This is a genomic window from Variovorax sp. Root473, from assembly GCF_001426505.1.
Taxonomy (GTDB): Bacteria; Pseudomonadota; Gammaproteobacteria; order Burkholderiales; family Burkholderiaceae_C; genus Variovorax.
Genome location: NZ_LMEV01000017.1, coordinates 1219783 through 1242723, shown reverse-complemented (window position 1 = coordinate 1242723; position 22941 = coordinate 1219783). Strand labels below are relative to the sequence as shown.

Below are 22941 nucleotides of genomic sequence, written 5' to 3'. Positions count from 1 at the left end.
ATGGATGAAACGACTCAGATCGCCCAGCGCAGGGCGTGGGCTTGGGGCGTGAGCCAGCTGGCATCGGTGCTTTCCACATCGGTCTCTTCGGACTTCTGCAGCACCCGGTCGAGGATTCGTTTTTCGATCGCGGCAAAGGCCGGGTCGCCCTGCGAGCGCGGACGCGCCAGTGCGATGTTCTCGTCGAGCGCGATGCGGCCGTCCTCGATGAGGATGACGCGGTCGGCCAGCGCCACGGCTTCCTGCACGTCGTGCGTCACCAGCAGCGCGGTGAAGCGGTGGCGCTGCCACAGGTTCTCGATGAGGCGGTGCATCTCGATGCGCGTGAGCGCGTCGAGCGCGCCCAGCGGCTCGTCGAGCAGCAGCAGGCGCGGGTGATGCACCAGCGCGCGCGCCAGGGACACGCGTTGGCGCTGCCCGCCCGACAGGCGCGCCGGCCATTCGTTCTCGCGGTCGGCCAGGCCGACCTGCGCGAGCACTTCCTTGCCGCGCGCCTTGGCGTCGTTCGGCAGGCCCAGTGTCACGTTGTCAAGCACGCGGCGCCAGGGCAACAGGCGTGCCTCCTGGAACATGATGCGCGTGTCGTCGTGCAGGCCGCTCACGGCCTTGCCGTCGGTGTACAGGCCGCCAGAGCTGGCTTCTTCCAGGCCGGCGATGAGCCGCAGCAGCGTGCTCTTGCCGCAACCGCTGCGCCCGACGATGGCGATGAACTGGCCCGGCTCGATGGTGAGCTGCGTGTTGCGCAGCACATCGCGCGCACCGTAGCGCTTGTGCAGGCCCCGCGCCTCCAGGCGCACGCCACCGGCGATGGCTTGGGGTTGGATGTCTTTCAGAACGGCACTCATGAGTTCAGGCCCCGGGGTTGAACAGCGCCACGTTCAGCGCGTTGATTTTTCTGGGCAGCAGCTTCTCGGCGAAGAACGCATCGGCGATGCGCTGCTGTTCGGCCAGGCCACTGGCCGCCACCGGCCGCACCGCGTAGCTGCGGCGGCTGTTGGCCTGCTCGATGGTCGGGGCGTCGAGGCCCCACACGGGCGCCAGCAAGGCGGCCGCCTCCTTCGGGTTCTGCTTGACCCACTTGCCGGTTTTTTCCAGTTCGGCGTAGACCACACGCAGCACATCGGGCCGCGCCTTCGCGAACTTGGTGCTCGCCAGGTAATAGCGCTGGTACAACGCGATGCCCGCGCCGTCGGCCAGGATCCGCACCTTCGACTGGCGCTGGGCCGCAGCCAGGAACGGGTCCCACACGACCCACGCGTCGATGGCGCCCTTCTCGAAGGCGGCGCGGCCGTCGGCCGGCGTGAGGTAGGCGGGCTCGATGTCCTTGAACGACAGGCCGGCCTTTTCGAGCGAGGCGATCAGCAGGTAGTGCGCACCGGCCGCCTTCGCGAAACCGACCTTCCTGCCCTTGAGATCGGCCACGGTCTTAAGCGGCGAATCGTCGCGCACCACGATGGCCTGTGCGGCCGGCGACGGTGCTTCCTGCGCCAGAAAGGTCAGGTCGGCGCCGGCCGCTTGTGCGAACACGGGCACGGTGTCGGCCACGTCGGCACTGATGTCCAGGTTGTCGAGGTTCAGCGCTTCGAGCAGCGGCAGGCCGCTGGTGAACTCGTGCCAGCTCAGCGAAACGTTGAGCGGTGCGAGCTGCTTCTCGAGCGTGCCCTGCACTTTCAACAGCGCGATCAGCGTGGACGACTTCTGGTAGCCGAGCCGCACGGTGGCGGGACGTTGCTGCTGTGCCAGCACGGCACCCGCGCCCAGCGCACCCAGCGTCGCCATGGCGGTGCGGCGATTGATGAGGTTGTGGTTCATGTGCCCTGCCCTCACTTCGCCGGCTTCTTCTGGTAGCCGGGGTGCCAGCGCAGCCACCACTGTTCCAGGCCGCGCGCGAACAGGTCGGCCAGCTTGCCGAGCAGCGCATACAGCAGGATGCCCACGAGCACGATGTCGGTCTGCAGGAACTCGCGGGCGTTCATCGTGAGGTAGCCGATGCCAGCCTGTGCCGAGATGGTCTCGGCCACGATGAGGATCACCCACATCAGACCCAGCGAGAAACGCAGCCCCACGAGGATCGACGACAGCGCGCCCGGCAGGATCACCTCGCGGTACAGCTGCCAGCGCGACAGGCCGTAGGTGCGCCCCATCTCGATGAGCTGCGGGTCGACGTTGCGGATGCCGTGGAAGGTGTTCAGGTAGATCGGGAAGAACACCGACACCGAGATCAGGAACAGCTTGGCCGACTCGTCGATGCCGAACCACAGGATCACCAGCGGAATCAGCGCCAGCGCCGGAATGTTGCGCACCATCTGGATGGTCGAATCAAGCAGCGTCTCGAAGAACTTCACCGAGCCGGTGAGCAGGCCCAGCGCCAGCCCGGCGCCGCCGCCGATGGCCAGCCCCGCGAGCGCGCGGCCCGCGCTCACCTTCACGTGCGTCCAGAGTTCGCCGGACACGGTGAGCGTCCATGCGGCCTTGACCACGTCGAGCGGTGCCGGCAGCACGCGCGTGCTGAGCCAACCCAGCGACGAGGCGATCTGCCAGGCGACGATCAGCCCCACGGGCACCAGCCACGGAATGAGCCGCTTCGCGACGTTGAGGCCGAAGCCTCGCAGCGCGCTGCCTGCGTTCGATGTCGGCGCCACCGCCGGCAGTTCCTGTACTTGTTCGGTCATGCGTGTCCTCTAGCTTTGGGAGACGAGGCGCGACGGCGCGTCGAGGTTGGCGACGACTTCGCCGAAGGGGCCACTCAGGGAGCCGCCCGCGAGTTGCGTCTTCGCCTTGCGCGAGAGCAACGGGAACACCAGTTCGGCGAAGCGGTAAGCCTCTTCGAGGTGCGGGTAGCCCGAGAAGATGAACTTGTCGATGCCCAGTGCCGCGTACGCCTCGATGCGCGCTGCCACGGTCTTGGCGTCGCCGACCAGCGCCGTGCCCGCGCCACCGCGCACCAGGCCCACGCCGGCCCAGAGGTTGGGCGCGATCTCCAGGTCGGCGCGCCCGCGCTTGGCGCCGCCGGCGTGCAGCGCGGCCATGCGGCGCTGGCCTTCGGAATCCATGCGCGCAAAGGCGGCCTGGGCGCGCGCGACGGTCTCGTCGTCGACGCGGCTGATGAGTTCCTCGGCGGCCTTCCAGGCGGCGTCTTCGGTCTCGCGCACGATCACGTGCAGGCGGATGCCGAACTGCACGGTGCGGCCCTGGCGTTCGGCGCGTGCGCGCACATCGGCGATCTTCTTCGACACCTCCGCGGGCGGCTCGCCCCAAGTCAGGTAGGCATCGACCTGCTCGGCGGCGAGGTCGTGCGCCGCAGCGGACGAACCACCGAACCACACGGGCGGATACGGTTTCTGCACCGGCGGGAACAGCAGCCGCGCGCCCTTCACGCTCAGGTGCTTGCCTTGGTAGTCGTAGGTGCCGGTCTCGTGGCTGCGCGCGATGATCTCGCGCCAGATGCGGATGAACTCGGCCGACTGTTCGTAGCGCGCCGCGTGGTCGAGGTACACGCCGTCGCCTTCCAGCTCGGCCTGGTCGCCGCCGGTGACGAGGTTCACGAGCAGGCGCCCGCCCGAGAGCCGGTCGAAGGTCGCGGCCATGCGCGCGGCCAGGCTGGGCTGGTGCAGGCCGGGGCGCACGGCCACCAGGAACTTGAGCTTCTTCGTCGCGCCGATGAGGCTGGAGGCGATCACCCACGGGTCTTCGCAGGAGCGGCCGGTGGGAATCAGCACGCCTTCGTAACCGAGGTGGTCGGCTGCGCCGGCGATCTGTTGCAGGTACGGCAGGTCGACGGCGCGCGCGCCTTCGCTCGTGCCGAGGTAACGGCTGTCGCCGTGCGTGGGGAGGAACCAGAAGATCTGCATCGCGGACTCTCGATCGTTCGTTGGCTTGCCCGCTCAGACAGCAAGCAGGAAAGGAAGGCGGCGCGCCGCGGACACGACGCCCCAGGCGCGCGCCGTGATGGCCAGCACATGGCCGGCGCGTTCATGCAGCGCAGTCGACACGGTGGTCATCACGCGATCCCCGCGCCAGCGGCTTCGAGCACGTTGATCTTTTTGGGAATCAGCTTGAGCGCGAAGAAGGTGTCGGCGATCTGCTGCTGCTCGGCCAGGATGGCCTTGGTGATCGGGCCGGTGCCGTAGGCCGTACGGCCCTGCGACAGGTCGGCCACCGCCTTGGGCAGGCCCCAGATGGCCGACAGCTCGGTCGCCAGTTCGTTGCGGTGGGCGGCGCCCCACTGGTCGATCTTGTTGACCTCTTCGATCGCGATGGCCAGCACGTCGGCGTTTTTCGCCACGTAGTCGAGCGACGAGAAGTAGTAGGCGCGGTTGCCGACCACGCCCGTGGCATCGGCCAGGATGCGCGCGTCGAGCGACTGCTGCGCGGCGGCCAGGAACGGGTCCCAGATCACCCAGGCGTCGACCGAGCCTTTTTCGAAGGCCGCGCGCGCATCGGCGGGCGGCAGGTAGACCAGGTTCAGGTCGCTGTACGCCAGGCCGTGCTTCTCGAACAGCTTGACGATGAAGTAGTGGACGTTCGAGCCCTTGTTGAGCGCGATCTTCTTGCCCTTGAGGTCTGCCACGGTCTGCAGGGCCGAGCCCTTGGGCACGAGCACCGCCTCGGCCTTCGGGCGCTGCACCGTGGCGCCCACGTAGGCCAGCGGCGCGCCGGCGGCCTGCGCAAAGATGGGCGGCGCTTCGCCCACGTCGCCGAAGTCGATCGAGCCGACATTCAGCGCCTCGAGCTGCACCGGGCCGGCCGTGAACTCAGTCCACTTCACGGTCGCGCCCAGCGGCGCGAGCCGCTTCTCGAGCGTGCCGCGGGCCTTGAGCAGGCTCAGGTAGCCCTTCTGGTGGCCGATGCGGAACTGGCGCGCGGGGGCCTGCGCCAGGGCGGCGAACGACGATGGCAGCGCGAAGGCGGCGGCCGCGCCCTGGAGCAGGCGGCGGCGGGGAATGGCAATGCGGGTCATGGGGAGTTGATCCTTTGAAACTTCTCAGGGCTGGGCGGTGACGACGGCGGTGATCGGCTTCACGTCGAACTCGCAGCGGCGGAGATGAAGCTCACGATCAGCGCGATGGCGGTGACGACGATGGCGCTGATGGCCAGGTCGCGCAGCGCCTGCCAGAAGGAGCGCGGCGCGGCTTCGAACACGGAGTCTTCGGGAGCGACGGGGGTCATGCGGAATTCCTTGGTGCAAAAACGTGAGGCAAAGCGATCCCCCGGCCGCACACAGGCGGCTTCGAAAAACGGGGAACGGAAAAAGGTCTCGCCGGGGCCGGGTTCAGCGAGGAACCCGGTCCTCAAACGCTACATCGCACACGGGAGAAAGGAACCGGCTCGAAGCCATGGGTGGCCGGCAGCTTCAGGCCTTCGGTCGCCAATACTTCGACGGCCTCGTTGAGTCGCTCTGCCAGGTCGTGATGCACCTGGTAGGCGTTCTCGGGCGTCAGCGCGATCTGCGAATCGCTCGCGTAGACGCCTGGCAGGATGTGGCGCGCCGACAGCGACTGCAGCACGGGGCGCAGGGCGTAGTCGAGCGCGAGCATGTGGTGCGGGCTGCCGCCGGTGGCCAGTGGCAGCACCGTCTTGCCCTTGAGCGCGTTCTGCGCGAGCAGGTCGAGAAAGACCTTCAGCACGCCGCTGTAGGCCGCCTTGTAGACCGGCGTGGCCACCACGATCACGCGGGCCGCCGCCACCTGGGCAATGGCACGCTCGATGGCCGGATGCGCCCACTCGGCCAGAAGTAGCGCTTGCGGCGGCAGGTCGCGGATCGCGAGCCGCTCGATGCGCGCATGGCGTTGGGCCAGCCGCTCGCCCACCGCGTCGAGCAAGGCGGTGGAACGGGACGGGGCCGAGGGGCTGCCGGCAATCAGGAGAACGGACACAGGAAACCTTGTTCGATGAAGAGGAGCGCAATCGCGTGGGGGCCGCCGCGCACGGCCGCCCGAAGCGGCCGGCCCGCCCCCGGCAGGGGGGGTGGGCGAAGCGACACGAAGTGCGCGCAGCCTGGGGGGTTACTTTTGTTTCGGCGCGTAGATCTGGTCGAAGGAGCCGCCGTCGGCGAAGTGCTCCTTGTCGGCCTTGCCCCAGCCACCGAAGGCCTGGTCGATGGTCACCAGCGTCAGCTTGGGGAACTGCTTGTCGTACTTGGCCTTGGCCTTGTCCGAGGTCGGGCGGTAGAAGTTGCGGCCCGCGATGTCCTGGCCTTCGTCGGAGTACAGGTACTTCAGGTACTCCTCGGCGACGGCGCGCGTGCCCTTCTTGTCGACGACCTTGTCGACCACCGCCACGCTGGGCTCGGCCAGGATGGAGATCGACGGCACGACGATCTCGAACTTCTCGGGGCCGAATTCCTTCAGCGCCAGGAAGGCTTCGTTTTCCCAGGCCAGCAGCACGTCGCCCACGCCGCGCTGCACGAAGGTGATGGTCGAGCCGCGCGCGCCGGTGTCGAGCACGGGCACGTTCTTGTACAGGTTGCCGACGAATTCCTTGGCCTGCGCCTCGCCACCGTACTTGCGCTTGGCGAATTCCCAGGCCGCGAGGTAGTTCCAGCGGGCGCCGCCCGAGGTCTTGGGGTTGGGCGTGATCACCTGCACGCCCGGCTTGACCAGGTCGCTCCAGTCCTTCAGGCCCTTGGGGTTGCCCTTCTTCACCAGGAACACGATGGTCGAGGTGTAGGGCGCGGAGTTGTGCGGCAGGCGCTTTTGCCAGTCGGCCTTGACGAGGCCGCCGTGCGTGGCCAGCGCGTCGATGTCGCCGCCAAGCGCCAGCGTGGCCACGTCGGAATCGATGCCGTCGATGATCGAGCGGGCCTGCTTGCCCGAGCCGCCGTGCGACTGCTTGATCGTCACGTCTTGGCCAGTCTTGGCCTTCCAGTACTTGGCGAAGGCCTGGTTGTAGTCCACGTACAGCTCGCGGGTCGGGTCGTACGACACGTTGAGCAGCGTCACGGGGCCCCTGGCACCCGCCGCACCCTGCGAAAACGACGGCAATGCCGACAGGGCCAACGCACCGGCCACGCCGGCACCCAGGGAAAGCTTGATAAAGTCGCGGCGAAGGCTCATGGTGTCTTGCTCTTAAAAAGGCATATCAATGAAGCTGCGTATTCTGAATACGACATATAGGAACTGGAACGACCAAGTTTTCAGTTCTAAATAGCCAAATCAACTAAGCACCCGCTTTCCCCCACAAGAGGCAATCAAATGGCACGCATGGTTCAGTGCATCAAGCTCGGCAAAGAGGCCGAAGGACTCGACTTTCCGCCGTACCCCGGCGACCTGGGCAAGCGCCTGTGGGAAAACGTCAGCAAGGAAGCCTGGGCCGCCTGGCTCAAGCAACAGACCATGCTGGTCAATGAAAACCGGCTGAACCTGGCCGACCTGCGCGCCCGCCAGTACCTGGCGCGCCAGATGGAAAAGCACTTCTTCGGCGAAGGCGCCGACGTGGCACAAGGCTACGTTCCCCCTCCTGCGGCCTGAATTCGGCGTGGCCGCCGACGGCACCCCGCTCGGCGCGCGCTCCGGCGACACCTCCCCCCTCGACAACGACACACCGGCGCTTTCGCGCCGTGTGTTTTTGGACGGCTGCGGCCTGCCCGCCGCTTGGTCGGGGCGTCCGCAATGGCGGATTCTCGAAACCGGCTTCGGGCCGGGCCTTCATTTCCTGACAACCTGGCAGGCCTGGCGCGCCGACCCGCACCGGCCGCGCCTGCTGCACTACGTCGCGGTCGACGCTCACCCGGTTCCAGCCGGTGATCTGCTGCACGCGGCTGAAGCCGATCCGGCACTCGCACCGCTCGCCGAGCAACTCGCCCACCAATGGACCGGGCTGCTGCCGGGCTTTCATCGCCTGGCTTTCGACGACGGCCGCGTGCTGCTCACGCTGTACGTGGGCGAGCTGCAGCCGGTGCTGCGCGCCCAGCGCTTCGAGGCCGACAGCCTCTTCCTTGACGGCTTCGGCCCGGCGATGGCCTCGCCCGACACGCTCAAGGCGGTGTCGCGCTTCGCCCGCCAGGGCACCGGCCTCGCGGCCCGCATCGAGGACGACGGGGTGCGCCATGCGCTGGCGCAGAACGGGTTCCAGCTCGACCCGGGCCCCGGCAGCTTGCGCGGCGTGTTCGCGCCCGCCTGGACGGTGCGGCGCCGTCAGCCGGTGCGCGAAGGCGTCGATGCGCCCAGCCATTGCGCGGTGATCGGCGCCGGGCTCGCGGGTGCGGCGGTCGCGGCCAGCCTCGCGCGGCGCGGCTGGCGCGTCACGGTGCTCGATGCGGCCAACGCGCCGGCCGCGGGCGCCTCAAGCTTGCCGGTCGGGCTGCTGGCGCCACATGTGTCATCCGACGACGCCCTGCTGTCGCGGCTCACGCGCGCCGGTATCCGCGCCACCTGGACTGAACTCGCGCAACGGCTCGACCACGGCCGTGACTGGGGCGCTCACGGGTCGCTCGAACGCCGGCCGGACGGCGATGTGCGTGTGCCGCCCGGCTGGAGCGCGGAAGGGCCGAACGAATCGTGGCCCGCCGAGCCCGACCGGCTTGCGGCCGCCGGCCTGCCGCCGGACACACCGGCGCTCTGGCATGCGCGCGCGGCCTGGGTGCGCCCGCACCGGCTGATCGCCGCGTGGCTGGCGCAGCCAGGTGTCGAGTTCCGCGGCGGCAGCCACGTGGCGCGCCTCGCACGCACCAGCGGCGGCTGGCAGTTGCTCAACGACGCCGGCATCCTGCTCGCCGAAGCCGATCGCATAGTGGTAGCCGCAGGCTTCGAATCGCACCACTTCGCGCCCGACCTGCCGCTGCAACCCGTGCGCGGCCAGGTCGCCTGGGGCCGGGCGGACGACCACGCCCTGCCCGCCACCCCCATCAACGGCGACGGCCACCTGATCGCCGGCGTGCCCGATGGCGAAGCGCCGCAGCCGCTGTGGCTGATCGGCGCCACCTTCGACCGCGACAGCACCGACCTCGCCCCCAGCGACGCCGACGGCCTCGCCAACCGCGACCGGCTCGCGCGCCTGCACCCCGGCGCCGCCGCAGTGCTGGCGCCCGCCTTCGCGCAAGGAGAAACCCACGCCTGGGTCGGTGTGCGCTGCGCCTCGGGCGACCGTCGGCCGCTGGTCGGCCCGCTGGCCCCGGGGGCGGACGACGGCCTTTGGGCCTGCACCGCGCTGGGCTCGCGCGGACTGAGCTTTGCCACGCTGTGCGCCGAGCTGCTGGCCGCGCAGTGGCACGGCGAACCACTGCCCTTGCCGCAGACGCTCGCCAAGGCACTGGGCACGCAGCGGCTCTGGCCCGGACCGGGCTGACCCGCCGTCACGCGCGCACCGCACAATGCGCGCCATGGCCATCCAGTACGACATCACCCACACCACCGTCTACCGCTACAACAAGCCGGTCACCTTCGGCTTGCACCGCGTGATGTTCCGTCCGCGTGACAGCCACGACCTGCGGGTGCTCGCTACCGACCTGCAGGTGAGCCCGCAGGCCCTCACGCGGCTCATTCAGGATCCGTACTCGAATTCCGTCGCGCTGGTGCAGCCGCTGGGCGAAGCAACCGAGCTGCGCATCGTGTGCTCGTTCACCATCGAGCACGTGCCGCCGTCGCAGCGCGACCTGCTCACGCTCGACCCGTCGGCCGAGTTCCTGCCCTTTGCCTACTCCGTGGAAGAACGGCTGGACCTGGAGCACTACCTGCGCCCGTACCACGACGACGATGCCAACGGCACGCTGATCCGCTGGGCCCACCAGTTCCTGCACACCGACCAGCCCAACAGCACGCGCGACGTGCTCACGCGCATGAACGCGCACATCGGCCAGAGCTTCCAGTACAAGGCGCGCGACGAGGAAGGCACGCAGACGCCGCTCGAAACGCTGGCGCTGGGCAGCGGCAGCTGCCGCGACTACGCACTGCTGATGATGGAAGCCACGCGCCGCCTGGGCATCGCCACGCGCTTCGTCTCGGGCTATCTCTACGACGCCGCACTCGACAGCAACACCACGCTGCAGGCGTCGGGTGAATCGGTCACCGGCGCCGGCACCACGCATGCGTGGCTGCAGGCCTACCTGCCGGGCGCCGGCTGGCTGGCCTTCGACCCCACCAACAACCTCATGGGCAGCGGCCAGCTGATCCGCGTGGGCGTGGCGCGCGACCCGGCGCTGGCGGCGCCCATCTCGGGCAGCTGGTACGGCGACGCCGAGGCTTATGAAGGCCTTGAGGCCACGGTGATCGTGAAGCGCCGCAAGGGTTGACTCCGCCCGCGCAGATGTCGCGCAGGAGATAGCAGCTACGGGAAAGCCCGGGCCGACGCGCCCGGCAACGCCCCTACGCTGCGCCGCCGGCTCAGTGAAATAGCACGGTCGTTCACCTTGAACGGACGATGCACAGCGCTGCGCCGGGCACCTTCTCGACCAACATTCATAAGAACGGAGAGAGACAACCCATGCATTCCGCGCGCCTGACACTCCTGGCCCTCGCAACCAGCCTCGCCGTCGCATCCTGCGGCGGCGGCGGCGGTGGAAACGGTTTTGCCTTCATGCCACTGCCGCCGGCTCCCGCGCCCGCGCCGCCGCCTCCCGCACCGCCACCACCCCCGCCCGAAGAAACGCGTGTGCAGGACACCCGCAACGCCTTCGCGCCCGCCGACCCATCGGCCACCACCTTCGCAGCACTCAAGGCCGACGCCAGCGACCTGGTCGACAACAGCACCACCAGCCGCTGGGCCGGCATGCTGGGCAGCGCCCAATACCACGTCGAAGTGCCGGCCAACTGGAACGGCAAGCTCGTGATGTATGCGCACGGCTATGCGGGCGAAACCAACGTGCTGTCCGTGAGCGACCCGTCGATCCGCCGCTACCTGATCCAGAACGGCTACGCCTGGGCCGCATCGAGCTACAGCAAGAACTTCTACGACGTGCGCGTGGGCGTGGAAGACACCAACGCGCTGGCGCTGGAGTTCAACAGGATCGCCAAGGCCAACGGCCGCGAGCTCGCGGCACCGTCCAAGATCTACATCACCGGCCACTCCATGGGCGGCCACATCACGGCGGCGGCCATCGAGGACGAGGCCTTCGCCACCGCCAACCACAAGGTGAAGTACGACGGCGCGGTACCGATGTGCGGCGTGGTCGGCGACACCGAACTGTTCGACTACTTCGCCGGCGCGCAGGTCACGGCGCAGGCGCTGGCGGGCCTGCCGAAGTACCCGACGCCGAACTGGTCGGACATCTCCGCGCAGGTCACCGGCACGCTGTTCACCACCTTCCCCTCGGCGCCCACGGCCACGGGCCTGAAGTTCGCCTCGGTGGTGAAGAACCTGACCGGCGGCGAACGCCCGATGTTCGACCTGGGCCTGACCGCCGGCGGTTCGTTCGCCGCGGTGTGGGGCGTGTTCGGCAGCGATGGCACCGTGAACGGCATCCTGAACAAGAACACGCTGGACACCAACCGCTTCACCTACACCATCGACGGCGACGCGTCGGGATCGACAGCATTGAACGAGTCGGTGATCAAGCTCACCGCGGCCGCAGACGCCAACCGCCTGCGCACCGATGGGCTGCGCTGGATTCCCAAGGCCAACGGCGAGTTCAAGGTTCCGGTGGTGTCGCTGCACACGCTCGGCGATCTGTATGTGCCCTTCAGCATGCAACAGATCTACCAGAAGCGCGTGGCCGCCAAGGGCAACAGCGAGTGGTTGGTTCAGCGCGCGATCCGCGGGATCACGCACTGCGACTTCACTGTTCAGGAACAGACAGAAGCGTTCGACGCGATGGTCAAGTGGGAGCAAGGCGGACCGAAACCCGCGGGCGACGACGTGGTCACCGCCGCCACGGTGGCAGCACCGACCTACGGCTGCACCTTCTCGCGCAGCACGATCGGCGTGGACGACAGGGCACCGACGACATCGTCCCGTCCCTTCGCCCTGGCCAACTCGTCTGCCTGCCCTCCCTGAGCGGAGCCTGATCAGCGCGCGGGCGGCACTGCCGCCCGCGCCGCTGCGAGCCTGGCCTCAAGCTCGGCGACAAGTGCCCTCGCCTCGTCGCCCTCCGGAATGTTCCGGCCGCTGTCGCGCCATGCGACAGCGCTCTTGAAGCCCTCGGCTTCCGCCTGCCGGCGAAACCACATCCCCTCGGGGTTGTGCCGCGTGATGCCGTCGAACACCGTCGCGAACATCTGCGTCTGCTCCAGCCCCATCGAATGCCAGACCTGGTTGACGACCAGCTTGTGCATCATCAAGTGCGAACTGGGCACGCCCGCGATGCGCTGCGCGAGCTTCAGCGTGGCGTCGTCGAGCTGATCGGCAGGCACCGAGAAATTCGCGAGACCCCAGTCGGCCGCCTGCGTGCCGGTGATGGTGTCGCCCGTGAACATGAGCTGCTTGGCGCGCATCGCGCCGAGCCGGTAGGTCCACATCGCGGTGGTCGGGCAGCCCCACACGCGCGTGGGCATGTAGCCGATGCGCGCGTCGTCGGCCATGGTGAGCAGGTCGCAGCACAGCGCGATGTCGCTGCCGCCCGCCACCGCGTAGCCGTGCACCTTGGCAATGGTCGGCTTGCGGCAGCGCCACAGCGACATGAAGTCCTCGGTGTTGCGCTTCATGGCGGCGTAGTCGAGCATCGGGTCCCACGGCGTCTTCTCCTGCCGGCAGGGATGGTCGCCCTGGCCTTCGCGGCCGTGGCCTTCGGCGTAGTCGCCCAGGTCGTAGCCGGCGCAGAAGGCACGGCCCGCGCCTTCGACCACGATCACATGCACCTCGTCGTCGGCCTCGGCCCATTCGACCGCGCGGCGGATGTCGGTCGGCGTGCTGTCGCCGATGGCATTGAGCTTCTCGGGGCGGTTGAGCACGAGGCGCGCGATGCGCGGGTGCTGCGGGTCCTTGTCGATCAGGACGGTCTGGAAAGCGGGCATGGTCGGTGGTCTCCTTCGGTTCTTTTGGGGTGATGCCGCTTCGCTTGTAGCATCGCCCGCCGCCCACTGGCAAACCCGTCGACCACCCGGCTCAACGTCCCGTTGCGCCTCCAAGCCGGAACAGAAACACCGCGCCCTTGCCCGCCTGCGGTACGAGCCGGATGTCGCTGCCGTGCAGTTGCAGGATGCGCTGCACGATCATCAGCCCCAGCCCGCCGCCACGCGTGCCGCCATCGGCAAAGGCCGGCCGCGTGAAAAGGCCCTTCTGCAGCTCGCCCGGAATGCCGGGGCCGGTGTCGCTCACCTGCACCGCCACGCCGGCCTCGGACGGGCGCAGGCGCACCTCGATCTCGCCGCCGGCCGGCGTGTGGCGGATGGCGTTGTCCAGCAGGTTGGTCAGCACGCGCTCGATCATGCCGAGATCGGCCGACACCACGGGCAGGTTCGGCGCGATGTCGGGCTTGAGCTGCTGGCGCCGTGCCTCGGCGGCGAGTTCGAACTTCTGGAACACGTCCTGCACGAGGTCGGCGAGCGCGAAGTTCTCTTTCTCGGGCTTGACCACGCCGTACTCGAGGCGCGCCAGCTCGAACACTTCCTGGGCGAGCCGGCCCACCTTGCGGCTCTGGCCGAGCGCGATCTCCAGGTAGCGGCGGCGCTCTTCCTCGCTGAGCGTGCCGGCCTTGAGCAGCAGCGTCTCGAGGTAGCCGTGCAGCGACGTGAGCGGCGTGCGCAGGTCATGCGAGATGTTGGCGAAGAGTTCGCGGCGCTGGCGGTCCTGCAGGCTGAGTTCGCGCCACTGCTCGGCGATGCGGCGCGTCATCTGTTCGAAGGCCTGCTGCAGCTGCGCGATCTCGTCGTCGGCGCGGCGCAGCGGCGCGGGCATGGGCGCCTCGCGCTCCAGCGCCTCGATGCCCTCGGCCTCGAAACGCCGCACCGCCGCCGTCAGCTCGCGCAGCGGCCGCGTGATGAGGCGGAACGCCACCAGCCCCGCGATGAGCCCCAGCAGCGCCACCAGGGCCATCGACCACAGCGTGGTGCGCAGCACGGTGTCGGCCGAGAGGTTGGCGGCCAGCGCGTCGTGGTCTTCGCCTTGCAGCACCACGTACACATAACCGGCGTCGCGCCCGCCCATGCGCAGCGGCGCGGCGCTGAAGACCTTGGTGCCGCCGGGGCTGCGCGGATCGTCGCCCGCGATGGGCAGCCGCTCGCCGGCCAGCAATCGGCGGATCGGTTCCAACGTCACCCTGTCGCGCTTGAGGTGACCGGGCGGCGCGGCCTGGGCCTGGATGCGGCCGTCGAGCCCCAGCACGTAGACCTCGACGCTGGGGTTGACGGTCATGAGCTTGTCGAACAGGTCTTTCACCGCCACCGGGTCGAGGCCGCCGGGCTTCATGAGTTCGGTGTTCTGCGCGATGTGGGCGGCAAGCCCCAGCGACAGCCGCTGCGTCACCTCTTGCGCATGCTGCGCACCGGCGCGCATCTGCAGCCATGCCGAGGCCCCGCAGCAGGCCAGCAGCAGCACCGCGAACGCAATCGACAGGCGCCGCGACAGCGTGGCCCACGCCATCATGGAAGGTCTCCCTTCGGTGCAGCGTCGTCCGCCGCAAGCTTGTAGCCGCGCCCCCACACCGTGAGGATGCGCCGCGGCGCGGCCGGGTCGGCCTCGACCTTCGTGCGCAGCCGGTTGATGTGCGTGTTGACCGTGTGCTCGTAGCCGTCGTGCTGGTAGCCCCAGACCTGGTTGAGCAGGTCCAGGCGCGAGAACACCTTGCCCGGGTGGCGCGCGAAGAAGTACAGCAGGTCGAACTCGCGCGGCGTGAGTTCGATGGGCTTGCCGTCGACGCGCACCTCGCGCGCCAGCGGTTCGATGTCGAGGTTGCCCAGCGTGAGGCTGCCCGACTCCAGCCGGGCGTTGCGCGCCAGCGCGTCGGTGCGCCGCAGCAGCGCCTTCACGCGCGCCACCAGCTCCAGCACCGAGAAGGGCTTAGCCAGGTAGTCGTCGGCGCCCAGTTCGAGCCCGAGGATGCGGTGCACCTCGCTGGACCGGGCGCTCACGATGATGATGGGCGTGTAGCGCGCCATGGCGCGGGCGCGGCGACAGATCTCGAGGCCGTCGATGCCGGGCAGCATGAGGTCGAGCACCAGCGCGTCCCACTGCCCGCGCTCCAGTGCGCGCAGGCCGGCATTGCCGTCGGCGGCTTGCTCGACCGCATAGCCCTCGTCGCGCAGGTGCATGCGCAGCAGTTCGGCAATGTGGGCGTCGTCCTCGACGATCAGCACGCGTTTGGCGGTGTCCATGGCCGCGATTGTCCCGCGAGACGGGCTCCGGAGTTATCACGATTCTTTGAACTTTGCGTGATGAATCGGCGAGGGGGTGCGCCCAACAATCCGGCCCATGCAGACACGCCCCGCCCCTGACAACCGACCGGTCCACCCGCTGTGGATGCGCGCCACGCACTGGCTCAACGCGCTGGCGGTGCTGGTGCTGGTGGCCAGCGGCTGGCGCATCTACAACGCGGCGCCCTTCTTTCCCTTTCGTTTTCCGGCTTCGATCACGCTCGGCGGCTGGCTCGGCGGCGCGCTGCAGTGGCACTTCGCGGCGATGTGGCTGTTGGTGTTCAACGGACTGGTCTACCTGGGCCTGAACATCGCCAGCGGGCGCTTCGCACGCAAGTTCTTCCCGCTCACGCCCACCGGCATCTGGCGCGATGCGCGGGCCGCGCTCGGCGGCAGGCTCTCGCACGCCGACCCGCGCCACTACAACCATGTGCAGAAGCTGGCCTACCTGTTCGTGATCGTCGACCTCGTCGCCATCGTGCTGTCGGGGCTGGTGCTGTGGAAGTCGGTGCAGTTTCCGCTGCTGCGCGAGCTGCTGGGCGGCTACGAAGCCGCGCGCCGCGTCCACTTCATTGCGATGGCAGCCCTGGTCGCCTTCGTCGCGGCGCACCTCGTGATGGTGGCACTCGTTCCCCGCACTTTGCTGACCATGCTGCGCGGTCGCGCGCCCCACACCCCATGAGCCTCTTTTTCAAACGCCCTCCCCTGACCGGTGTCGACGGCGACGCCGTGGTGCGCGAAGCCCGCGCACTCATCGAGCGCCAACTGGACGCGCCCTCGCGCCGCCTGTTCCTGCGCCGCTCGCTGACGCTGGGCGGCCTCTCGATGCTCACCGGCTGCAGCATCAGCGACGACAGCCACGTGGAAGCCGTGCTGACCAAAGTCTCGCGCTTCAACGACGAAGTGCAGGGCTGGCTCTTCAGCCCAACGCGGCTGGCGCCGACCTACACGGCCGCCGAGATCACGCGCCCCTTTCCGTTCAACGCCTACTACGGCGAGGACGAAATCCGCGAGGTCGACGAGGCCACCTACAGCCTCGAGGTGAGCGGCATGGTCGCCGACAAGCGCCGCTGGACGCTCGCCGAATTGCGCGCCCTGCCGCAAGAGGACCAGATCACGCGCCACATCTGCGTGGAGGGCTGGAGCGCCATCGGCAAATGGGGCGGTGTGCGCTTTGCGGATTTCCTGCGCCACGTGGGCGCGGACCTGAGCGCGAAGTACGTCGGCTTCCAGTGCGCGGACGACTACCACACCAGCATCGACATGCCCACGGCACTGCATCCGCAGACGCTGCTGGCGCTGAGCTACGACGACCAGCCGCTGCCGCCGAAGTACGGCTTCCCGATGAAGCTGCGCATGCCGACCAAGCTTGGCTACAAGAACCCGAAGCACATCCAGGCGATGTACGTGACCAACACCTATCCCGGTGGCTACTGGGAAGACCAGGGCTACAACTGGTTCGGAGGGAGCTGAGGGGCTGTCACAGCCGCTCGACTGCCGAAGAAAGCGCGAGGCCGTGTTCCAGCGTGGGACCGCGCCGATCTTGATGACAAACAAACCCAACCTCAACTCAGGAAGATTCAAATGAACAAGCTCACCACCACCCTCCTCGCCACCTGCATCGCCTTCGCCGGCGCCTCGGCATTTGCCATGGACGACATGGCCAAGGACGGCATGAAGAAGGACAGCATGGCCAAGGACGGGATGAAGAAAGACGCCATGGGCAAGGACGCCATGAAGAAGGACGGCATGGCCAAAGACGGCATGAAGAAAGATGCCATGGGCAAAGATGAAATGAAGAAGGACGCGATGGGCAAGGACGAGATGAAGAAGTAACGCCCTCTCGCCCGATCCCCGTCGCGCCGCCATTGACGGCCGGCGGGATCGGGGCCACTGTTCTCTCTCTTCCGCGTTCCCTACGAAAGACCGCCATGAAATCCTTCGCCATCGCCGCCGGCGCGCTTGCCGTTGCCGCTTTCGCCTGGCACGCCGCCCCTTCCTTCGCCGAGACCACGCGCCGCGTGCCCGCGCCGACGGTCGACCTTGCGCCGGCCAGTGCCACCACCGCCACCGCCGTGTTCGCGGGCGGCTGCTTCTGGGGCGTGCAGGGCGTGTTCCAGCGCGTCGACGGCGTGAGCAATGCGCTGTCGGGCTATGCGGGCGGCGAAGCCCGCACCGCGCGCTACGACGAAGTTGGCTCCGGCCGCACCGGCCATGCCGAGGCCGTGCGCATCAGCTACGACCCGCGCAAGGTCAGCTACGGCAAGCTGCTGCAGATTTATTTCTCGGTGGCGCATGACCCGACCCAGCTGAATCGGCAAGGCCCTGACACCGGCCCCCAGTACCGCTCCACCGTGTTCGCCGAAAACGCCGAACAGGCCCGCATCGCCAACGCCTACATCGCCCAACTGAACCAGGCCAAGGCCTTTGGCAAGCCGCTCGCCACCACGGTCGAGGTGTCCAAGTCCTTCTATGCGGCCGAGGACTACCACCAGGACTACCTCACGCTGCACCCCAACCAGCCCTACATTGCGATCAACGACCTGCCGAAGATCGACGACCTGAAGAAACTGTTCCCCGAGAGCTACAAGACCACGCCGTCGCTGGTGCGGGCGGCCAAGGCCAGCTGACCCGCGCCCTGGACCACCCCCACGCTCACAGCAGCTTCGCGCGCTTCGCCTGCTCCGTCAGCTCCGCCCGGAAGTCCGGATGCGCGATGGCGATCAGCTCCTGGGCGCGCTGTCTGGCCGACTTGCCGCGCAGCTGCGCCACGCCGTACTCGGTGACGACGTAGTTGATGTCGTTCTTGCTCGTGCTCACGTGCGTGCCCGGCGAGAGCGAGATCACGATGCGCGAGATCGTGTCGTCCTTCGCTGTCGAAGGCAGCACGATGAAGGCCTTGCCGCCGCGCGAGCGGTTGGCCGCGCGCACGAAGTCCGACTGCCCGCCGGTGCCCGAATACGGCGCGTGGCCCAGGCTTTCGGAGCCGCACTGCCCAAGCAGGTCGATCTGCATGGTGGCGTTGATGGCGATGAGGTTGTCGTTCAGCCCCGCCAGCGCCGGGTCGTTGGTGAAGTTCACCGGGTGCATCTCCAGCCCCGGGTTGCGGTCCATGAAGCGGTACAGCTTGCTGGAGCCGAGCGCGAAAGTCGCGACCGACTTGCCCGGCAGGTAGTTCTTGCGGCGGTTGGTGACCGCGCCGCTTTCGACCAGCGTGAGGATGCCGTCGCCGATCATCTCGGTGTGGATGCCCAGGTCGTGCTTGCCCGTGAGCTGCATCACCACCGCGTCGGGAATGCCGCCGTAGCCGATCTGCAGGGTGGCGCCGTCGTCGATCAGGTCGGCCACGTGCCTGCCGATGGCCTCCTGCACGGGGCCGATTTTCGGCAGGCCGACTTCCATCACCGGCTCGCTGCTCTCGACCAGCGCCGCTACCTGCGAGATGTGCACGTGGCAGTTGCCGTGCGCGTAGGGCACGTTCGGGTTCACCTCGAGCACGACCGCGCGGGCTTTCGCCACGGCGGCCATCGTGTAGTCGGGGCCCAGGCTCAGCGCGAAGTAGCCGTGCGCGTCCATCGGCGAGGCCATGCTGAACACCACGTCGGCCGCGATCTGCCCGCGCTCGATCTGCGCCGGGATTTCGGAGAAGTAGTTGGGAATGAAGTCGATCCAGCCGGCCTGCCCGCCGGCCCGCGTGGCGCCGCCGAAGAACAGCGCGACGTGGCGCACGTGGTCGATCGTCTCGGGGTCGATGTAGGCGTACTTGCGCATCGCCAGGATCTGCGCCACCTTCACGTCGCGGAAGTCGCGGCGCTGCTCGGACAGCGCCGTGAGCAGCGAGGGCGGCTCGCCGACGCCCGTGGGCACGATGATCATGTCGCCGTTGCGCACCTGGCGCACGGCGTCGGCGGCGGAAACGCGCTTTTGCGCGTACAGGGTCTGGGCAGTCATGCCTGCCACTATGCCTTCTTTTTGCCGCCGCCGAATTCGCGGTGCACCCAGTCACGCAGCACCGCCGTCGCGGGCCGGCTGGCGGCGCGCGGGCTGTACACCAGGTCGTAGCGGTAACTTTCCACCGACAGCTCGAAGGGCTGCACCAGCAGGCCCGATGCGAGCTCGTCGGCCACCAGCGCCAGGCTCAGCAGGCCGACACCCTGCCCCGCGACCGTGGCCTGCACCGCGTGGATCTCTTCGGTGAAGGACAGGCCGGCCTGCGCATCGACGTCGGTGCGGCCCGCGCGCGCCAGCCAGGTGCGCCACACCGGCGCCAGCGTTTCGTCGCGCCCCGCGCGGCCCCATTCGAAATGGATCAACGAGACAGCGCTCAGGTCTTTCCTGGCCGCGACCGCCAGCGCGGGGCTGCAAACCGGCGCGTAGTGGTCCTGGAACAGCGGCTCGACGACGAGGTCGGCATAACGGCCGTTGCCGTAGCGAATCGCCGCGTCGGCCTCGGTGTCGAGGTCGACGACCTGGTTGGTGGCGTCCAGCCGCAGCGTCCATTCGGGATGCAGGTCGCAGAAGGTTCCCGCGCGCGGCGCCAGCCGGCGAGCCATGAAGCCGACCGTGGACGACAGCGTGGCGATGCGCGCGCCCTTCAGCCGGCGCACGCCATCGACGGCGCGCTCGAAGCTGTCAAAACCGTCGCGCAGCGCGGGGAATAGCTGGTGGCCAGCAGCCGTCAGGTGGACCTGCCGCGTGCCGCGTTCGAACAGGCGCACGTCGAGCGTTTCTTCGAGCTGCTTGATCTGGTGGCTGACCGCGGTCGGCGTGACGTGCAACTCGTCGGCCGCCGCCTTGAAGCTCAGCCGGCGTGCCGCGGCCTCGAACACGCGCAATGCGCCCAGGGGAGGAAGTCTTCGCATGCAGACAGATTAGCTCAACTCATCCATTGGCTGAAAAATCAGCCTTTGTCGGGCGCCACCCTCTTCCCTAAATTCAAGTTGTCGCAGGAAGAAATCCCTTCCACGGCTGATCTGGAATTCACCATCAAAGGCACCCGTCATGCAACTCCAACCCAGGCAGATCCACACGCAACCCGACCCCTACGCACCCTTCCTGCTGTCGCAGGCCATCCAGCTCGGCGACCTGGTCTTCGTGTCCGGCCAGGCCGCGATCGGTGACGACGGCGAGATCGTCGGCAAGGGCGACTTCGACCGTCAGGCCGAGCAGGCCTTCAAGAACCTCGACCGCGTGCTGCGGGCCGCCGGCACGGGCCTGGGCAGCGTGGTCAAGGTGACGATCTTCCTGACCTCGATGACCCACTTTCCGAAGATCGTTGAACTGCGCCGCCAATGGTTCTCGGCACCCTATCCGGCCGACACCATCGTCGAGGTCTCGGGCCTGTACTCGCCCGACGCGATGATCGAGATCGAGGCCATCGCCGTCGCGCCCGGAGACGCCCGATGAGCACGACGGCCTCCCCCCTGTTCGCGCCCGCGAACCTGCACGGCCTGCAGCTGCCCAACCGGCTGGCCGTGGCGCCGATGACGCGCGTCAGCGCCTCGCCCGAGGGCCACGCCAACGGCACGATGGCCCGCTACTACGAGCGCTTTGCGCGGGGCGGCTTCGGCCTCGTCATCACCGAAGGCATCTACACCGACACGGCGTACGCGCAAGGCTATGCCCGCCAGCCCGGCCTGAGCGACGGCGAACAGGCCCGCGCGTGGCGCCCGGTGGTGAAGGCGATCCAGGCCGCGGGCGGGCGCGCCATCGCGCAGCTCATGCATGCGGGCGCGCTGTCGCAGTTCAACCGCTTTCGCGACCACACGGCGGGGCCGTCGGCCGTTCGCCCGCTGGGCAGGCAGATGACGGCCTACCGCGGCGAAGGCGAGTACCCGGTGCCCCGCGCGATGACCGATGCCGACATCGCCGAAGCGATTCGCGGCTTCGCCCGGGCGGCGCTGCTGGCGATGGACGTGGCGGGCTTCGACGGCGTGGAGATCCACGGCGCGAACGGCTACCTGCTCGACCAGTTCATGACCGGCCACACCAACGCGCGCACCGACCGCTGGGGCGGCGCCCTCGCGCACCGCGTGCAGCTGACCGTCCAAGTGGTGCGCGCGGTGCGGCACATGCTGGGCGCCTCGGCGCCGGTCGGCGTGCGCATCTCGCAAGGCAAGGTCAACGACTTCGGCCACCACTGGCCGGAAGCCGAAGCCGGCGCGGCGACGGTGTTCGGGGCGCTCGCGCACAGCGGCATCGACTACCTGCACGTGACCGAGTTCGAAGCCTGGCGACCGGCCTTCGGCGATGCAGGGCCGAGCTTGCTGCAGCTCGCGCGCCGCCATGCACCCGGCCTAGCGATCGTCGCCAACGGCGGCCTGCACGACCCGGGGCGTGCCGAGGCGGCGCTCGCGGACGGCGCCGACTTCGTGGCGCAGGGACGCGGCGCGCTGTCGAACCCCGACTGGCCGAAGCGACTGCAGGAAGGGCGTGCGCTGGCCGCCTTCGATCCCGCGCTGCTGTCGCCCGTAGCGGACATCAAGCCATCGGAGCAGCAACGCTAGATGATGTTCTTCTCGACCAACGGCCGGTTCTCCAGGATGCGCGCGAACGACAACGGCGACAGGTCGAGGCTGCGGTAGCCGCCGAAGCGGATCAGCTCCGCGATGCCACGCCCCGCCGCCGGGCACTGCTGCAGTCCGTGGCCCGAGAAGCCGTTCGCGAAGTAGAGGTTGTCGCAGTCAGGGTGCAGGCCGAGGATCGCGTTGTGGTCGAACAGGTTCATCTCGTAGTAACCGGCCCAGGCGCCCGTCATGCGGACGGCTTCGAACGCCGGGATGCGTTCGGCCAGCGCCGGCCAGATGAAGTTGTCGAAGGCTTCGTGTTCGACGTCGAGCGGCGCGTCGTCGGGGTCGCGGTCCGCGGGCGGGGCAAAGCCGCAGATGAACTGGCGGCCTTCGGGCCGCAACCAGATGCCGGAGGTGTCGATCACCAGCGGGCAGCCGGGCAGGGTTTCGGGGCACGAGAAGCTGAACACGCTGCGCCGCCGGCCGCGCACCGGCAGGTCGATGCCCACCCATTCGGCCACCTTCGCGGCCCAGGCGCCGGCTGCGTTGACGACGATGTCGGCGTCGATCGTCTCGCCGCTGTCGAGTTGCACGCCGGTCACGGTGCGGCCCTGGCGGCGCAGCCCGGTGGCATGTGCCTGCACATACCGTGCGCCCTGCGATGCGGCCTTCTTGCGAAAGGCCTGCAGCAGGCTGTAGCCGTCGTACCAGCCCTCGCCCGAGAGGCCGAGCGATGCGAGCGCGATGCCCTCGGTCGAGAGCCACGGGAAGCGCGCTTTCAGTTCATCGGGAGTCAACAGCGCCACGTCCACCGCATGCGCCTTCTGCACCGCGTGGTTCTCGCGCAGCACGTGGACACCCGCCGCAGAGGCCAGGTACAGGTAACCGGGTTCGACCAGACCGATATCGGGCACGTCGTCATCGCCCACGCGCAGGGTCTCGCCCAGCGTGCGGAAAAAGTCGATGCCGTAGAGCGACATCTCGATGTTGATGGCGGTGGAGAACTGCTGGCGGATCGAGCTGGCCGACAGCGCCGACGAGGCCTGCCGGTACGAGAAGTCGCGCTCCACCACCGTGATGTCGAAGGCCTCGCCCGTCGGGTCGGCGCCCAGGAAGTACGCGATGGCCGAGCCGATGGCCCCGCCGCCGATGATCGCCACACGCCGCATGAGATGCCCTTCCGTGTCTTCGGTGTGCGGGCCCGGGCCGTT

The 22941-nt window shown here is 68.5% G+C and carries 24 protein-coding genes; 10 read left to right on the top strand and 14 right to left on the bottom strand.

Features of this window, described 5'->3' with window-relative positions; genetic code table 11:
• Positions 1–14: 14 nt before the first annotated feature.
• The 8 genes from ASD34_RS19160 to ASD34_RS19130 all read right to left on the bottom strand — a co-directional run bounded on the left by ASD34_RS19160 (position 15) and on the right by ASD34_RS19130 (position 7055).
• Positions 15–845 carry an ATP-binding cassette domain-containing protein gene (locus tag ASD34_RS19160; protein WP_056580365.1) on the bottom strand — a complete coding sequence of 277 codons (831 nt, stop codon included), beginning with the start codon at positions 843–845 and terminating at the stop codon, positions 15–17.
• Positions 846–849: 4 nt separating this feature from the next.
• On the bottom strand, positions 850–1812 hold the full coding sequence (locus ASD34_RS19155) for an aliphatic sulfonate ABC transporter substrate-binding protein (RefSeq protein ID WP_056580361.1): 963 nt from the start codon (positions 1810–1812) through the stop codon (positions 850–852).
• An 11-nt stretch (positions 1813–1823) separates the two neighbouring features.
• Positions 1824–2672, bottom strand: a complete 849-nt coding sequence (ssuC, locus tag ASD34_RS19150; protein ID WP_056580358.1) for an aliphatic sulfonate ABC transporter permease SsuC — start codon at positions 2670–2672, stop codon at positions 1824–1826.
• A 9-nt stretch (positions 2673–2681) separates the two neighbouring features.
• Positions 2682–3851, bottom strand: a complete 1170-nt coding sequence (gene ssuD, locus ASD34_RS19145; protein WP_056580356.1) for an FMNH2-dependent alkanesulfonate monooxygenase — start codon at positions 3849–3851, stop codon at positions 2682–2684.
• A 149-nt stretch (positions 3852–4000) separates the two neighbouring features.
• Positions 4001–4960 (bottom strand): sulfonate ABC transporter substrate-binding protein, encoded by a 960-nt coding sequence (locus tag ASD34_RS19140; RefSeq protein WP_056580351.1) that lies wholly within the window; start codon positions 4958–4960, stop codon positions 4001–4003.
• A 59-nt stretch (positions 4961–5019) separates the two neighbouring features.
• Positions 5020–5169, bottom strand: coding sequence for a hypothetical protein (locus tag ASD34_RS27920; RefSeq protein WP_200937604.1), 150 nt, complete (start codon positions 5167–5169; stop codon positions 5020–5022).
• 122 nt (positions 5170–5291) lie between these two features.
• Positions 5292–5876 (bottom strand): NADPH-dependent FMN reductase, encoded by a 585-nt coding sequence (gene ssuE, locus ASD34_RS19135; RefSeq protein WP_056580348.1) that lies wholly within the window; start codon positions 5874–5876, stop codon positions 5292–5294.
• Between the two features lie 129 nt (positions 5877–6005).
• Positions 6006–7055: a sulfate ABC transporter substrate-binding protein gene (locus tag ASD34_RS19130; protein ID WP_056580345.1), complete on the bottom strand. Its 1050-nt coding sequence runs from the start codon at positions 7053–7055 to the stop codon at positions 6006–6008.
• A 138-nt stretch (positions 7056–7193) separates the two neighbouring features.
• Here ASD34_RS19130 and ASD34_RS19125 point away from each other — a divergent pair, with 138 nt between their 5' ends.
• The 4 genes from ASD34_RS19125 to ASD34_RS19110 all read left to right on the top strand — a co-directional run bounded on the left by ASD34_RS19125 (position 7194) and on the right by ASD34_RS19110 (position 11928).
• Complete coding sequence (locus ASD34_RS19125; RefSeq protein WP_013541095.1) at positions 7194–7469, top strand: oxidative damage protection protein; 276 nt, start codon at positions 7194–7196, stop codon at positions 7467–7469.
• Between the two features lie 7 nt (positions 7470–7476).
• Entirely contained in the window at positions 7477–9285 is a 1809-nt protein-coding gene (mnmC, locus tag ASD34_RS19120) for an FAD-dependent 5-carboxymethylaminomethyl-2-thiouridine(34) oxidoreductase MnmC (protein ID WP_235510124.1), read from the top strand.
• Between the two features lie 34 nt (positions 9286–9319).
• The gene (locus ASD34_RS19115) at positions 9320–10228 is read left to right on the top strand and encodes a transglutaminase family protein (RefSeq protein ID WP_235510123.1); all 909 of its coding nucleotides are present in this window, start codon (positions 9320–9322) and stop codon (positions 10226–10228) included.
• 191 nt (positions 10229–10419) lie between these two features.
• The gene (locus tag ASD34_RS19110) at positions 10420–11928 is read left to right on the top strand and encodes an alpha/beta hydrolase family protein (RefSeq protein WP_157609715.1); all 1509 of its coding nucleotides are present in this window, start codon (positions 10420–10422) and stop codon (positions 11926–11928) included.
• Between the two features lie 11 nt (positions 11929–11939).
• Here the strand turns inward: ASD34_RS19110 and ASD34_RS19105 are convergent, their stop codons facing one another.
• From ASD34_RS19105 to ASD34_RS19095, 3 genes are all read right to left on the bottom strand, one after another.
• The gene (locus tag ASD34_RS19105) at positions 11940–12884 is read right to left on the bottom strand and encodes a crotonase/enoyl-CoA hydratase family protein (protein WP_056580339.1); all 945 of its coding nucleotides are present in this window, start codon (positions 12882–12884) and stop codon (positions 11940–11942) included.
• Between the two features lie 91 nt (positions 12885–12975).
• A complete protein-coding gene (locus ASD34_RS19100) occupies positions 12976–14454 on the bottom strand; it encodes a sensor histidine kinase (protein WP_082548833.1) in 1479 nt (492 codons plus the stop codon).
• A complete protein-coding gene (locus ASD34_RS19095; RefSeq protein ID WP_056580336.1) occupies positions 14451–15182 on the bottom strand; it encodes a response regulator transcription factor in 732 nt (243 codons plus the stop codon). Before ASD34_RS19095 ends, ASD34_RS19100 begins: the two co-directional genes overlap by 4 nt.
• Before the next feature lie 97 nt (positions 15183–15279).
• On the opposite strand from ASD34_RS19095, the gene ASD34_RS19090 reads away from it, so the two are divergent.
• The 4 genes from ASD34_RS19090 (at position 15280) to msrA (ending at position 17851) form a co-directional block, all read left to right on the top strand.
• A complete protein-coding gene (locus ASD34_RS19090) occupies positions 15280–15903 on the top strand; it encodes a cytochrome b/b6 domain-containing protein (protein ID WP_056580334.1) in 624 nt (207 codons plus the stop codon).
• Positions 15900–16694 carry a molybdopterin-dependent oxidoreductase gene (locus ASD34_RS19085; protein ID WP_056580332.1) on the top strand — a complete coding sequence of 265 codons (795 nt, stop codon included), beginning with the start codon at positions 15900–15902 and terminating at the stop codon, positions 16692–16694. Before ASD34_RS19090 ends, ASD34_RS19085 begins: the two co-directional genes overlap by 4 nt.
• 111 nt (positions 16695–16805) lie before the next feature.
• The gene (locus ASD34_RS19080) at positions 16806–17057 is read left to right on the top strand and encodes a pentapeptide MXKDX repeat protein (RefSeq protein WP_056580330.1); all 252 of its coding nucleotides are present in this window, start codon (positions 16806–16808) and stop codon (positions 17055–17057) included.
• Positions 17058–17152: 95 nt separating this feature from the next.
• Positions 17153–17851 carry a peptide-methionine (S)-S-oxide reductase MsrA gene (gene msrA, locus ASD34_RS19075; RefSeq protein WP_056580328.1) on the top strand — a complete coding sequence of 233 codons (699 nt, stop codon included), beginning with the start codon at positions 17153–17155 and terminating at the stop codon, positions 17849–17851.
• A 25-nt stretch (positions 17852–17876) separates the two neighbouring features.
• On the opposite strand, the gene ASD34_RS19070 is transcribed toward msrA, so the two are convergent.
• Both ASD34_RS19070 and ASD34_RS19065 read right to left on the bottom strand, forming a co-directional pair.
• Positions 17877–19172: an acetyl-CoA hydrolase/transferase family protein gene (locus ASD34_RS19070; RefSeq protein WP_056582536.1), complete on the bottom strand. Its 1296-nt coding sequence runs from the start codon at positions 19170–19172 to the stop codon at positions 17877–17879.
• 8 nt (positions 19173–19180) lie between these two features.
• Positions 19181–20083, bottom strand: coding sequence for a LysR substrate-binding domain-containing protein (locus tag ASD34_RS19065; RefSeq protein ID WP_056580326.1), 903 nt, complete (start codon positions 20081–20083; stop codon positions 19181–19183).
• Between the two features lie 139 nt (positions 20084–20222).
• Here ASD34_RS19065 and ASD34_RS19060 point away from each other — a divergent pair, with 139 nt between their 5' ends.
• Entirely contained in the window at positions 20223–20627 is a 405-nt protein-coding gene (locus tag ASD34_RS19060) for a RidA family protein (protein ID WP_056580324.1), read from the top strand.
• Positions 20624–21727, top strand: coding sequence for an NADH:flavin oxidoreductase (locus ASD34_RS19055; RefSeq protein WP_056580322.1), 1104 nt, complete (start codon positions 20624–20626; stop codon positions 21725–21727). Before ASD34_RS19060 ends, ASD34_RS19055 begins: the two co-directional genes overlap by 4 nt.
• Here the strand turns inward: ASD34_RS19055 and ASD34_RS19050 are convergent.
• On the bottom strand, positions 21724–22899 hold the full coding sequence (locus tag ASD34_RS19050; protein WP_056580320.1) for an NAD(P)/FAD-dependent oxidoreductase: 1176 nt from the start codon (positions 22897–22899) through the stop codon (positions 21724–21726). The two genes, ASD34_RS19055 and ASD34_RS19050, sit on opposite strands and share 4 nt — an antisense overlap.
• Positions 22900–22941: the final 42 nt, after the last annotated feature.

What these genes read in the sequence shown, in the direction of transcription:
- ASD34_RS19105 (WP_056580339.1), bottom strand. Translation starts at nt 12,884, where the DNA reads ATGCCCGCTTTCCAGACCGTCCTGATCGACAAGGACCCGCAGCACCCG.
- ASD34_RS19090 (WP_056580334.1), top strand. Translation starts at nt 15,280, where the DNA reads ATGCAGACACGCCCCGCCCCTGACAACCGACCGGTCCACCCGCTGTGG.
- ASD34_RS19065 (WP_056580326.1), bottom strand. Translation starts at nt 20,083, where the DNA reads ATGCGAAGACTTCCTCCCCTGGGCGCATTGCGCGTGTTCGAGGCCGCG.
- ASD34_RS19110 (WP_157609715.1), top strand. Translation starts at nt 10,420, where the DNA reads ATGCATTCCGCGCGCCTGACACTCCTGGCCCTCGCAACCAGCCTCGCC.
- ASD34_RS19055 (WP_056580322.1), top strand. Translation starts at nt 20,624, where the DNA reads ATGAGCACGACGGCCTCCCCCCTGTTCGCGCCCGCGAACCTGCACGGC.
- ssuC (WP_056580358.1), bottom strand. Translation starts at nt 2,672, where the DNA reads ATGACCGAACAAGTACAGGAACTGCCGGCGGTGGCGCCGACATCGAAC.
- ASD34_RS19060 (WP_056580324.1), top strand. Translation starts at nt 20,223, where the DNA reads ATGCAACTCCAACCCAGGCAGATCCACACGCAACCCGACCCCTACGCA.
- ASD34_RS19085 (WP_056580332.1), top strand. Translation starts at nt 15,900, where the DNA reads ATGAGCCTCTTTTTCAAACGCCCTCCCCTGACCGGTGTCGACGGCGAC.
- ASD34_RS19160 (WP_056580365.1), bottom strand. Translation starts at nt 845, where the DNA reads ATGAGTGCCGTTCTGAAAGACATCCAACCCCAAGCCATCGCCGGTGGC.
- ASD34_RS19095 (WP_056580336.1), bottom strand. Translation starts at nt 15,182, where the DNA reads ATGGACACCGCCAAACGCGTGCTGATCGTCGAGGACGACGCCCACATT.
- ASD34_RS27920 (WP_200937604.1), bottom strand. Translation starts at nt 5,169, where the DNA reads ATGACCCCCGTCGCTCCCGAAGACTCCGTGTTCGAAGCCGCGCCGCGC.
- ASD34_RS19050 (WP_056580320.1), bottom strand. Translation starts at nt 22,899, where the DNA reads ATGCGGCGTGTGGCGATCATCGGCGGCGGGGCCATCGGCTCGGCCATC.
- ASD34_RS19070 (WP_056582536.1), bottom strand. Translation starts at nt 19,172, where the DNA reads ATGACTGCCCAGACCCTGTACGCGCAAAAGCGCGTTTCCGCCGCCGAC.
- ASD34_RS19115 (WP_235510123.1), top strand. Translation starts at nt 9,320, where the DNA reads ATGGCCATCCAGTACGACATCACCCACACCACCGTCTACCGCTACAAC.
- ASD34_RS19100 (WP_082548833.1), bottom strand. Translation starts at nt 14,454, where the DNA reads ATGATGGCGTGGGCCACGCTGTCGCGGCGCCTGTCGATTGCGTTCGCG.
- ASD34_RS19125 (WP_013541095.1), top strand. Translation starts at nt 7,194, where the DNA reads ATGGCACGCATGGTTCAGTGCATCAAGCTCGGCAAAGAGGCCGAAGGA.
- ssuD (WP_056580356.1), bottom strand. Translation starts at nt 3,851, where the DNA reads ATGCAGATCTTCTGGTTCCTCCCCACGCACGGCGACAGCCGTTACCTC.
- msrA (WP_056580328.1), top strand. Translation starts at nt 17,153, where the DNA reads ATGAAATCCTTCGCCATCGCCGCCGGCGCGCTTGCCGTTGCCGCTTTC.
- ASD34_RS19140 (WP_056580351.1), bottom strand. Translation starts at nt 4,960, where the DNA reads ATGACCCGCATTGCCATTCCCCGCCGCCGCCTGCTCCAGGGCGCGGCC.
- ASD34_RS19130 (WP_056580345.1), bottom strand. Translation starts at nt 7,055, where the DNA reads ATGAGCCTTCGCCGCGACTTTATCAAGCTTTCCCTGGGTGCCGGCGTG.
- ASD34_RS19080 (WP_056580330.1), top strand. Translation starts at nt 16,806, where the DNA reads ATGAACAAGCTCACCACCACCCTCCTCGCCACCTGCATCGCCTTCGCC.
- ASD34_RS19155 (WP_056580361.1), bottom strand. Translation starts at nt 1,812, where the DNA reads ATGAACCACAACCTCATCAATCGCCGCACCGCCATGGCGACGCTGGGT.